Origin of the sequence: Streptomyces sp. NPDC002588 (assembly GCF_040295925.1) — a bacterium.
Classification (GTDB): Bacteria; Actinomycetota; Actinomycetes; order Streptomycetales; family Streptomycetaceae; genus Streptomyces.
The window spans coordinates 1-11,396 of sequence record NZ_JBEOWF010000090.1 but is presented as its reverse complement, the minus strand read 5'-3'; the positions used below and the strand labels follow the sequence as shown (position 1 = coordinate 11,396).

6 protein-coding genes and 2 pseudogenes are annotated in these 11,396 nt (G+C 65.8%); 4 read left to right on the top strand and 4 right to left on the bottom strand.

Going from position 1 to position 11,396, the window contains the following annotated elements; genetic code table 11:
* Positions 1-163 precede the first annotated feature (163 nt).
* Positions 164-511 carry a hypothetical protein gene (locus tag ABT057_RS48465; protein ID WP_352351714.1) on the bottom strand — a complete coding sequence of 116 codons (348 nt, stop codon included), beginning with the start codon at positions 509-511 and terminating at the stop codon, positions 164-166.
* A 64-nt stretch (positions 512-575) separates the two neighbouring features.
* Positions 576-1,619 carry a helix-turn-helix transcriptional regulator gene (locus ABT057_RS48460; RefSeq protein WP_352351712.1) on the bottom strand — a complete coding sequence of 348 codons (1,044 nt, stop codon included), beginning with the start codon at positions 1,617-1,619 and terminating at the stop codon, positions 576-578.
* Between the two features lie 1,754 nt (positions 1,620-3,373).
* Here ABT057_RS48460 and ABT057_RS49380 point away from each other — a divergent pair.
* Positions 3,374-3,483: pseudogene (locus ABT057_RS49380) on the top strand (transposase); the annotation flags it as partial.
* A 6-nt stretch (positions 3,484-3,489) separates the two neighbouring features.
* On the opposite strand, the pseudogene ABT057_RS48455 reads toward ABT057_RS49380, so the two are convergent.
* Positions 3,490-3,878, bottom strand: a pseudogene (locus ABT057_RS48455) (transposase family protein); the annotation flags it as partial.
* Positions 3,879-4,007: 129 nt separating this feature from the next.
* On the opposite strand from ABT057_RS48455, the gene ABT057_RS48450 reads away from it, so the two are divergent.
* The 3 genes from ABT057_RS48450 to ABT057_RS48440 all read left to right on the top strand — a co-directional run bounded on the left by ABT057_RS48450 (position 4,008) and on the right by ABT057_RS48440 (position 7,075).
* Positions 4,008-4,550 (top strand): hypothetical protein, encoded by a 543-nt coding sequence (locus ABT057_RS48450; protein ID WP_352351710.1) that lies wholly within the window; start codon positions 4,008-4,010, stop codon positions 4,548-4,550.
* Positions 4,551-4,620: 70 nt separating this feature from the next.
* A complete protein-coding gene (locus tag ABT057_RS48445; protein WP_352351708.1) occupies positions 4,621-6,153 on the top strand; it encodes an ISKra4 family transposase in 1,533 nt (510 codons plus the stop codon).
* Positions 6,154-6,226: 73 nt separating this feature from the next.
* A complete protein-coding gene (locus ABT057_RS48440; RefSeq protein ID WP_352351706.1) occupies positions 6,227-7,075 on the top strand; it encodes an alpha/beta hydrolase in 849 nt (282 codons plus the stop codon).
* 121 nt (positions 7,076-7,196) lie between these two features.
* Here the strand turns inward: ABT057_RS48440 and ABT057_RS48435 are convergent, their stop codons facing one another.
* Positions 7,197-10,742 (bottom strand): nSTAND1 domain-containing NTPase, encoded by a 3,546-nt coding sequence (locus ABT057_RS48435; protein ID WP_352351704.1) that lies wholly within the window; start codon positions 10,740-10,742, stop codon positions 7,197-7,199.
* Between the last annotated feature and the right edge of the window lie 654 nt (positions 10,743-11,396).

Below are 11,396 nucleotides of genomic sequence, written 5' to 3'. Positions count from 1 at the left end.
CAGGATCCCGCTCCCCGCCGATTAGCGCGTTGAGGATGGTCCGGCCGGTGGCCCCGGTGATGTCGCTGAGCACCGTGGAGAGCTTCATCCCGGTGTCCTCGAGTTCCTTCTCCAGCCGCTGGGCCCATTCCCCGGGTCGTGACCAGTTGCGTGCGCCTCCGGGTCAGATCCCGCAGCTCAGGATCTCCCGCCCGGGCACGAACGAACCCATCGCCATGCCCGAGGCGCTGGCCCGGGCCAGGAATGCGGCATCGCTCGGGTCACTCTTGCGTCCTCGGATGCCCTTGAGATGGGAGGGATTGACCAGCATCAGGTTCAACTGCGGCTGCAGCGGGTAGTAAACCTCGCGCCAGTAGCCATTTTGGTCTGGCTCGCGCTGGCCGAAGGCGCCAACCACCGCCTTGGAAACGGCTGCGTCGCCCAGCGAACCGGCCGGGCGCGGCAGATACGACTCCCGGGGCCTGTAGCCGTCTCGCTCGGGTGAAGACCTGGATGACCTGGTCTTCACCACGTGACAAGGCACAGACAGGTGACCGATTTACCGGATTCGATGCGCTGGGGATTTTATGCCACCGTCAGCCGCCATCAAATTTCGCGTTCCATGTTCGCGCCAATTCCACACGTGAAGTCACTCCCAGCTTTGGGAATATTTTCCTCAGATGGAAAGCAACCGTGTGATGGGACAGAAATAGTTGCGCAGCCACCTGACTATTGGTCAAACCATGTGCTGTCAGCTGTGCTACCTCGAATTCAGTACGGGTGAGGTCTCCTATTTCCCTCTCTCGCCGATCCGACCAGCGAGAGACACTGTGCCTGACTTCGAGGCCCCGCAGGGTGCTTTTTATTCGCGAGACATCACGTGAAGCCCCTACAGCCAAGTAGGAGTCACCGCTAAGTTCCAGGACCTCGATTGCCCGTTCACGGTGGAGTTTCTCACAGACCATGCGCTTGCCGATGTCCTCCAGAGCGGAAGCCCTCGCCCATGGGTCCTGGTGAGTTTCGGCAGCCTTCCAAAGGGCGTTGAGGTCCTCGTCAAGCAGCCCCTCTGCATGCACGGCAGCTGCGACCAACGACTCAACCTCAGGGTTCATCGACGCCAGCTCCCAAGCCGCGCTCACCCCCTGCCTGGCCATCGCTCCGTCATTGACTTTGAGGGACAGCCGCACGAGCCAGGCTGCGGCGGCTGGATTAGCACTTAGAACTTCTCGACTCACCTCCCCCAAGTCAATGAGTTCTCTGATTAAAGGCGCTGCTTCCTCCGCTCCGCTTTCCGCTTCACGTATCTGCATATATAGCCATGCACGTTGCCCTGTTAGCCAAACGCACCGACCGAGCAGCGCGTCTTCGCTAACTAGTTTGGCGTAGGCCGAGGCGGCCTTTACGTCGCGGCGACGGAAGGAGATTGATGCCAGCAATAGATGAGCCACTGGCGAGTACGACCCTTGTTGCAATCGCTGCGCCTGCGCGAGCGCCTGCTTCCCCAAAAAGGCCGCTTTATCCAGCTCTCCCTTCGTGTAGGCTAGATCGGCCCCAGCCAACGCCGTCGAAACAGAAACCCGAGCTGTGCCATGCGGATGCGGTGCGACGTAGGAAACATCTGGATAGAGGAGATCGTGCACTCTATCCATTCTTCGGAGGCGGATCAGAACGGTGGCAAGCCAGTAACGGGAGAAGTCCTCGCAGGAACACGCAGATTCGGTCGTCTTCTGGCTGGCTGCCTGTTCGGCATAATACAGGCCTTGATTTAGCTTGCCGCTAGCCCAGGAAACGTATGACCGGCGTAGGAGACGAGCGACCGGACACATGGGATTGTCTGGCACGTGAGAAGTCGGGACATGAGGAGTGCAGTTGGAGGCGCACGAGCGAGTGGGGGGCGCCATCGCTTCTGCTGGCTCCGGAGCGGAGATCATATCTTTCCTGAAGTATGTCAAGAGGTCTTGCGGAGGAAAGCAGCTCCGCCACGCCATTCGGAAAACCAACTTGTGCATCCAGTACCCGGATTAACGGAAACTTGCTCCGATATGCGTTCGGTACAGATGACGCAGTCGCGTTCCAGACGGATCAGGCGGTCTGCCATGTAAAGGACCTAGACGATCAACTGCGACAGTCCGGGGCAAGGAGGTGGCGAAGAGGCTTACGCGTTGGGACAGGCAGGGAGCCGTGATAGAGCGTCCGCATATTTGCTGACCTCTTAGCTTTCACGAGCCTCAGCACATCCAAAGCATCGACGCTGACCCGGCTCGAGAGCACCTAACCAATCAAAACCATGGGAGGTCCTATGTGCGCTGAACTGATGAGCGCTCGAGCAATGGAGTTCTCGGGGAAGGCATCTTGGGCAGTCGCACTGGCGCACCGTTTGGTGACGCCTTCTCGATGAGCATGAGTAAGTCGCCGCCGAGTGCGAAGAGGTTCCGGCCTGTGCCCGGCCGGCCTGCGCCTGGTCTCCTACAGGGCCTCTGCCGAGCCACTCATGGCAGACGTGCCCCCGCAGCTGGTGCGCCCACAGTTTCCCGCCGGGGCCCTCAGCCGGACGGACGCCAGCTCGGCGAAGGGACGCTCCTCGGGGACGAGCAGCGCACATTGGTTGTCCCACGAAGACCCCGCGCTCGCCCACCGGCGGCACGGATAGTGAGGCGATGTCCGAGCCATGCGCAGCGGGCATATCGAGAACATCCTGGAGGCGATAGGCAGGTGCCGCTCGGTCTCGCAAAGTCGGCTGCCGAGCGCGGGATGCCGCTACGCGAACGCGGCCACCGTCAGCCGTACCACCGGTGCTCCACACTGTTCGTCCAACTCGGTCTCCGACCACTCCACGATCGCTGGCAGTGCCTGTGCGGTGCCGAGCGGTTGCTGCACCTCCGCAGTCAGCCGCACCCCGCGCCCCTCCCACTACAGGAGGGCCCTGATCTCCCATCGCAGCTTGGCGATTTGCTGCAACACAGCGAAGGGCGTGGACTCGAGTGCTGCGACGGTGCTGCGGAGGGAGACGGCGTGCAGGACGCGTCGCTGGAGGTCCAGCACGACAGCTCTTCATCAGGGGCTTCTGGAACGGATTCATCAACAGATTCGCAGGGCTCATGCCACCGTCCAATGATCACCGCCGACACCCGAAGACATGCTTCGCGCGCAGTGCTGCACTGAGCGCTCCGTACACCGGGATTTCAGCTGGGGGGGGGACCCCACCCTGGCAACCGCAGAGTTGTTGCACAACATGATCACTAGGAGAAACAATTGCGATCCGCCCCGAACGCCTGCGGCTTGCCATGCGGTAACCAAGCGGCTCACGGCGGGAGGCCTGGCCATCCTATGGTTGCCGGACATGTCGCGATCCCGACTGCGCCAGCTAGTGTCCTGGGCCGTGGTGTGTCCGGGACGAGCGCGGTCTGGCCGGCTCCGCCTGGTCATCGCCGACCACCACACCAGGCTGTCAGGGCTATCCGCAAGGTCCTGCTCGGCGCCGCGTATCAGCGGTGCCGCGTTCACTGAGCACCGGTCCAGGGTGAGGACGGCTTTTGCGATTGAGGGTCAAGCGGTTACGACTGCAACGGGATCTGCGGACGATCCGCCAGGACTTCAGGCGCGCGACGCCGCGCTCGGCCGGTGCCCGTGCCACGCCAGGGCCCGGTTGCCGGTCTTTTTTGTGAGGGTGAGTTCCTGCAGGGGCCTGCGTTTGATACCTGGGCCCACCCAGAGGCCGCCGCCCTGGTAGGCGAGATCGGCCAGGATCGGGACCCCTGGCGCTCGCAGATGGGGATGATCCGGTGGGTGCAGGCGGCGGTCAGGTTGTGAGCTCGGCCCGGCAATACGGGTGAGAGCCACGGCAGTTGACGGCCCGGACCGGTGATCTCCTACACGTTCACGCCGTGCCTTCTGTGCTTGATGCCCCTATGTTCGTCAAACTGCGGTGGGTGCGGTTCCTCTGAAGGGAAGGGTTGAGCTGGAGGAACGCTGAGCGGGGCTGCACTTGGGGCCGCTCGTCTCTACCGTGGTGGTGGAGGGGGTGGCGGATGGGTTCGCTGTTCGAGGAGTTGGAAGCACGCGAAGCAGCTGCCCGGGTTCGGGTGGAGGAGCTGGAAGCCGAGGTCGCCGAGCTGTCCGGGAAGCTGGAACTGGCCCGGGAGAGCCTGGAGCGGTTGCGGATCGCGCGGGAGACGATCGCCGAGGTCCTCGCGGAGATGACCCCGGAGAAGTCGGCGGTCGCGGTAGACAGCGCCCGGCCGAGCGCGGGTGATTCGGTGGCGTCTGCGTATGCAGGGGCCGAGCGGCAGGTCATCGGGGTGCTGACGGTGCCGAACTGGCAGCCCGGGATGGGGACGGAGGTCCTGCCGCAGGTGTATCGGGACATCATGGAGGTGGTGGCGGACGCGCCGGGGCCGGTCCGCGCCAAGCAGATCGTGCCCAGGATCGGGCTGCCCGCCGAGACTGGGAAGATCGAGGGCACCCGGTCGAAGTTGAAGCGGCTGGTGGAACGGGGCTGGCTGGACGAGGATGTCCCCGGCCTGTTCACCCCGGCCCGGCGCCGGGGTGGCGTTTCGCCCAACTCCCGTTAACAACAGGGCTCTTCCGCGCCTACATTCGAAGGTGCGACCCAATCGATGCTGGACGGGAAGAGCCCTGGAGATGACACCGTACGACACGCATGCCACCGCTGACCCCTTTGCTGACTCCCTCAGCGCCTTCGAGGCGCTGACCACTACCCTGTCGGGCAGCGATGCGGGCACGTGGACCCACACTGACCTGGAGGAATACCTCGACTTGGCGGGGCGGGAACTGCTTCGCCTGCTGCTGCAGGATCACCTCGACCTGCGCGCGATGCGGGAGGAGGAGCAGATTCGTTCCGGTGACCGGCATCTCGTGGTGGGGCCGGAAGGCCAGGTGCGGCCCTGGCGCGAAACCGGGCACCCGCGCTGGCTGGCCAGCATGTTCGGAATGGTCCGGGTGACCAGGGTCGCCCACCGGGGGCAGGGTGTGAGCAACGTCCACCCTGCCGACGCTGTGCTGTCGCTGCCGGCGGGCCGGCACTCGACGGGATTACGACGGCTCGCGGTGACCGAAGCCGTCCGCGGCTCGTTCGACCAGGCCCACGATGCAGTGACACGCCGCTGCGGGAACGTGCTCGGCAAGCGCAGACTCGAAGAGCTCGTGGTCGCCGCCGCGGTCGACGTCGACAGCTTCTACCGGACTATGATCCCGGTCCCGTGCAGCCGCGAGATGCCACTGGTGGTCCAGGTGGACGGCAAGGACGTGGTCATGCGCCCGGCGGCCCTGCGGGAGGCCACCCGCCGGGCCGCTGAGAAAGCTGCCGGTGGCCACCGCGCTCGGCTCGCGCCGGGCGAGAAGCCGAACCGGAAGCGGATGGCGACCGTGGCCTGCGTCTTCGACACTCATCCGGCACCCAGGCGGCCGCATGATGTGATCCACCCGCCCGGCGGCCGAAGCGGGGAACGCACGGCCCGTCCGGGGCCGAGGGCAGAGAGCAAGTGGTGCACTGCTTCGCTGGTCCGCCCACCCGAGCAGGTCATCGCCGACGCCTTCGACCAGGCCGAGGCTCGCGACCCGAAGCACCTGCGGCCATGGGTCGTCTTGGTCGACGGCGCCCGCCACCAGCTCGACCTGATCGCAGCTGAGACCGGCCGACGCGGCGTCACGGTCCACGTTCTGCTGGACTTCGTGCACGTCGCCGAGTACGTCTGGGCCGCCGCCCACGCCTTCCACAAACCCGGCACCACCGAGGCCGAGTCCTGGGCAGCCGAATATCTGACCGGAATCCTGGCAGGCCACGCCGCCCGGGTCGCCGCCGAGATGACCGGCCAGGCGGAGCGGGAGCACCTGTCGGCCTCCCGCCGCGAGGCCGTTGACGCCTGCGAACGCTACCTGACTGGGCATCTCGACCAGCTTCACTACGACACCGCGCTCAACAACGGGTGGCCGATCGCCACCGGCGCGGTGGAGGGTGCCTGCCGCCACCTGATCGCCGACCGCCTCGACATCACCGGCGCCCGCTGGGGCCTTCCCGGAGCCGAAGCCGTCCTGCGACTGCGTGCCGTCGTCTCCAACGGCGACCTCGACCCCTACTGGCGATACCACGCCGCCCGCGAGCACGAACGCCTCTACCCCACCCCCGACCAGCGAACTTACGCCCTCACCTCTTGATCGCGGCCGTCGATCCGAACAAACCGCACACAATCCCTTTGAGACGATCGGACAGCATCTCTAGGGTGCGGACGTGACCATCGAGCTGCCCTTTCGTCCGCTCCCCATCGACCAGCAAGACGTTCGCTACGCCTACGGGCCCGATTCGGATATACAGCCGGGCGTCCCCGCCGGCTCGACCGTGGAGTTCGAGTGGTGCGAGAGCACGATCTACCCCGGCACCACGAGGCGGTACTGGGTTCATGTGCCCGCGCAATACGACCCCTCCGAACCCGCGTCGCTGATGGTGTTCCAGGACGGATGGTGGTACCTGGACCCGGACGGGCAGGTCCGCGGCGCCATCGTGTTGGACAACCTCATCCACCGCGGCGAGATCCCGGTCACTATCGGTGTCTTCGTCGACCCTGGCGTCCTCAAGAACGCCGAACAATCGAAGAACCGCAACGCCGAGTACGACGCGTTCGACGACCGCTACGTCACCTTTCTCCTGACTGAGATCATCCCCCAGGTCACACGGCGCTACTCGATCGCCGAGGACGCCGACCAATGGGGCATCTGCGGTGGCAGCAGCGGCGGCAACTGCGCCTTCACCGCTGCGTGGATGCGCCCGGACAAGTTCCGGCGAGTCATCTGCTACCTCTCCAGCTTCACGCAGATGCCGAACGGAAACCCGTACCCTGCCCTGATCCCCAACGCCCCCCGCAAACCGCTGCGCATCTTCATGCAAGCAGGCCACCGCGACCTCAACTGGAACGGGCCCGAAAGTAACTGGCTCGCCAGCAATCTGCGTGTGGCAGCCGTTCTCGCGGAAGCAGGCTACGACTTCCGTCTCGTCCTCGGCGACGGTGGCCACAGCCCCAACCACGGCGGAGTCCTACTCCCCGATGCGCTCCGCTGGCTTTGGCGCTCAGCCACGACCTGACGAAACCTGCCCGAACGATCACTCCATCCGAGCTGCACCCAACTGCGGTCATCAGGGTCGCTGCAAGTGTCAACAACCAGGGTCAGTCGTTAAATTGACACACCTGACCGACAATTCGAGATCAACTGGATGCCTGAGGGCTGTTCGCGGCAGCGCTGTGACCTGTGGTGTGCTTTGGCTGGCAGACCTGGCGGTAGGGGACGTCAGGGATATAGACATGCCATTGGCTTCTGGTGAGGTTCCCCCCAACGCGGGCGCACACCTCGTTGAGGGCCTGTGTCATGTCGATGGTGTAGCGCTGGAGCGGTACGTGAGCACTGCCGGCGTACAGGGTGGCGCTGTCCTCGCTGAAGGCCAGAGCGCTGATTCTCTCACCGGAGGTGGTCAGCGGTCCGCCCAACGGCTGATGGGTGGTGGTGTCCCACAGTTGGAGGGTTCCGTGGTCGCCGGCGACGGCGATCGTGCATCCGTCCGGGCTCACGGCCAGGGCGCTGACTCCCTCGACGGTGTCGCCCAGAGCCGGAGGGAAGACGTTACGCAGGATGCTTGCACGGCCGTGCAGGTCGCCATACCACAGGGCAACACGGCCGGTGGCGTCGCCCGCCACCAGGCCATAGCCGTCCGGTGTGTAGAGCAGGGCTCGGATCGGGCCGCCTTGCACCAGATCGTGCCCCTCAATCATCCCGGAGGGGAGACGGGCGCTGCGGTTATCCCCGACGAGTAGTCGATCGTCGGGACGAACGGCTAGGTGAACACTATCCAGGCCGGCGAGCACCGCTTTTTGCCGGTGCAGATTCGTGTCCCACACCTCGTTGCGCGAGCCGCCGGGGGTCTGGCGGGCGACGTACAGACTGTTCCCGCCGGGTCCCAGGGCCACCGAGACGGGACCCCGGGCGGGCGTGGTCGGGGCCAGGTCCAGTGTGGTGCGGACACGGTCGTCCTTGAGGTTCCACACGGTGACCCGCTGGCGAGTACTAGTACTTTCCTCGTCGGGGGCCGAGATGACGTAGGCGAGCATGGTGCTGTCAGGGCTGAACGTGAGCAGAGGAACGGTGTGTTGTGGTTCGACCGGATGGTCGCGGGAGACAGGGAGCGGCGGCGGGGGAAGTGTGCGCAGCAGTCGTCCGTCGCGGGTGTCCCGCAATTGGAAGCGGTATTGGCCACCGGTGTGCTGGACGGTGGCAAGAACGCGGCCGTTAGGGCTGAGGCACAGGTCGCTCAATGGCATCTGGCTCCAGGCCGTGGTGACAGCTGTGGTTAGGTCGAGAGTGCGGACCGTGCTGCCATCGAGGTAGCGCAGCACCGGGCTATGGGGGTCCCAGACGAGGTCGCGTACATCCTGGTTATTCAAGGGGTAACGAAAGACCGGAGTGCCGGGCGACGACAGCCGATAAACTCTGATTTCTCCGCCACCTGCGGTTGCCAGGAAGTCACCCTGCTCCCGGAAAACGGCGAAGCTCGCCCCTGGGTCCTTGAGCTGGGCTACCTGCCGTCCTGATCGCGTGTCCCAGACGCGGACAGCAGTGTCGGATACGGCGGCCAGCCTAGGGACGTCACCAGCGAATACGAGCATGGAATGCCCGTCGCATATATAATCAGCGCCTTCCCAGACACCGGCCAACCTTTTATGACGGGCGACGTCCCAGACTTGCGGTGGCTTCCTGAACGGGCAAACCGCCAATTGCCGGTCGTCGGCGCTCATCGCCGCATACGTCCAGTCGGCGGCCGGTACCCACAACAGCACCCCGTTGCTCGTCACAGACCGCAGCTCCACCCGGTCCCTGTCGGTGCCTGACACCAGGTAGCTCCGTCCGCTCCCACCGAGGCGTAGCATCGCGGAACTGGCTGAAGCTGGTTGGGCGGCGCCGGTCCACCGCCTGGTCACCGTGTCCCATAGCCGGATACCGGCGTGGGTTCGCAGCGCCAGCACCCTTGCGTTTGAACCTACGCCCGCCACCTGGGCATCCGGCAGGCGACCCGAGGCGATCGCGCCACCTGTGACGACGTCCCAGGTGTGCCAGTCGCGGCCATCGACGCTCACCAGCGTACGGCCTGCGTCGGTCAGGAACCGGTCGGGGCGATCTCCCGGATCCGGATCGGTGAAACTGTCCCGCAGCGGCTGAGTAAGGGAGCCGAGCAGAGCGCGGCGGCTCTCCTGTAGCGGCGAAAGACGCCAGGCGGCGGCACCCAGCAGCATGGCGGTCCGTGGGTCCGTGCTACGCAGCGCGTCGGCGATCTCGGCCACCTGGCGGGCATCGGCGTCGGCGCGCTGTCGCTCGTTGTCCTGGTGCAGGTGCCAGGCAGCGAGGCAGGAGACGAGTGCGGTCACTAGGACGAGGGAGAGGCCGGACAGCAGGAGCCGTGCTCTGCGTGCCGTGCGGGTGGCGGCCCGGCGTTCGCTCTCCTGGGCCGAGAGCGAGGTATGCAGAAATACCCGTTCGTCCGAGTTCAGTGCCCCATCGGCTGAGGTGCCTGTGAAGATTTCCGCCGCGCGGGCCAGGCGGGCACCCCGGTACAGAGCGCCGAGGTCGCGGCCGGACTCCTGCCAGGTGCGTGCCGCCTCGGTGAGGCGTCGATGCTCCCGCAGCTGTTCCCGATCCTCCTCAAGCCAGCGGCGCAGCCGCGGCCAACCCGTGATCAGGACTTCGTGAGCCAGTTGTAGGCAATCCTCTTCCACAGTGACCAATCGAGCGCATACCAACTGCTCGACGACCCCTCGCGCCTCCGGGCCCGCCCACGCCTCGAATTCCGACCGGATGAGCGGACGCCGGGTGTCGGCGCCGTCCTGGCCCGGCTCGATCAGACGTAGCAGCAACTGCCGCGCGATACGGGCCTGGGCCGCCGACAGCCGCTCGTACACGGCCTCGGCGGTCGCGGCGATCGCACCGCGCACTCCGCCGGCCGCCTCGTACATCGCCAGCGTCAGCATCCGCCCCCGACACCGCCGCCAGGTCTCCAGCATGGCGTGAGACAGCAACGGCAGGGCGCCGGGCTCACCCAGCACCTCTTCAACGATCCGCACGGCCAGAGCCCGCTCCACGCGCAGCCCCACCTCGGCAGCCGGCCTGGTCACCGCTTCCCGCAGCTCCTCAGCCGTCATCGGCCCCACCAGCAGGTCGGCGCCGCGCAGGGCGTCGGCCAGTCCTCCGTGCTCTGCACAGCGGACGTAGAAATCGGCCCGCATCGCGAGTACCACCCGCAGCCGACTGTCCGGTTCACGAGCAGCCAGCAGGAGGTCGATGAAGCGGGTGCGTTCCGCGGGATCATGGCACAGGGTGAAGACCTCCTCGAACTGGTCCACGAGCACCCAGCGCTCCGGCTCTCCCTCTTTGGAAGTGAGTAGATCCCCATGGGTGGATGCAGGCCTCGTTCCCGGGGTAAGCACCCGCAACGTGGCGAACCCTTGCTCCTGAGCAATTTGCTCGCTCAGCCGAGGTAGCAGGCCGGCCCGCAACAGCGAGGACTTGCCGCTGCCAGACGGGCCCAGGACCATGGCGAACCGGCGGTCGCACACTGTCTGCGACAGCTCGGCGGCCAACCTGTCCCGTCCGAAGAACAGCGCCCTGTCGCCGGACTCGAACCGCGCTAGCCCGCGATAGGGCGCCGGCCCCGTGTTCTCCAGCGACGCGGCTGCGGCATCCTCGGCCTCCGCCTCCTTCCACCGCACGCCCCACTCCTCCGGGTCCGCGCCACATGCCAGGACGTACCCCCGGACCGTGGCGAGCGAAGGCAGTCGGTCTCCGGCCGCGGCACGCGAGAGCGTCGACACGGAGAGGCCGACCCGCTCGGCCATGGCGTGGTACGACGGGTTGCCAGCAGACTGGCGCAACATCCTCAACTCATAGGCGAGGCGCTGTACGGGGCCACTCTCCGGGTTGATCGGTTTCTCCGGACGCCCCACAAGTCCCTCACTCCGCAGGATGGTCAACGCTGTTACTCAGGCCATCGTCGAACACGAGACCCAACGTCGAACTCACGGGGCGCTCATCGAGTGCGGCTGGGCAACTCGTGCGCGAGCATACCCATCACGACCAGATCGTGGCGCCGACCCGCAAAGAACACATGAGTCTGTCGGTGAGTTTGAGGCGGATTTTGGGGTGCAGTCGCGGAGTATTACCTCGATGTTCGAGTACGAGGAGACCGGCTCGTGTGGAAGTGATCACCGTCTATCCACCGGCCCTCCCCGGCGCGCACGATCCAGGCCGGGCCTCCGCTGGCCGCATTGGCCAGGTCTGCCAAATTCTGGCCGCGAACTCCGACCAGGCCATGCACCCGCGACATCGCACGGCACCTTGGCCTCGCCACCGCGGGACGTCCTCTC